This window comes from Lentzea sp. NBRC 102530, from assembly GCF_030269365.1.
Taxonomy (GTDB): domain Bacteria; phylum Actinomycetota; class Actinomycetes; order Mycobacteriales; family Pseudonocardiaceae; genus Lentzea.
On the sequence record NZ_BSTF01000068.1, the window covers coordinates 1 to 255 of the forward strand.

The following is a 255-nucleotide window of genomic DNA, read 5'->3' on the forward strand; positions in this document are numbered from 1 at the left end:
AGAAGGGTGCGGCGGAGTCGACCGGTCGCGGCGAGGGCACGCCGTCGTCGTCGCTGGTGCTGGACCAGTTCGGGCGCAACCTCACCGCCTCGGCGCGTGAGGGCAAGCTCGACCCGGTCATCGGGCGCACCAAGGAGATCGAGCGGGTCATGCAGGTGCTGTCGCGGCGCACCAAGAACAACCCGGTCCTGATCGGCGAGCCCGGTGTCGGCAAGACCGCCGTCGTCGAGGGCTTGGCGCAGATGGTGGTCAAGG

1 protein-coding gene is annotated in these 255 nt (G+C 69.8%); it reads left to right on the forward strand.

Going from position 1 to position 255, the window contains the following annotated elements; genetic code table 11:
* Positions 1 to 255: hypothetical protein (locus QSK25_RS45315; RefSeq protein WP_285647899.1), on the forward strand; the 255-nt coding region annotated here is incomplete at both ends.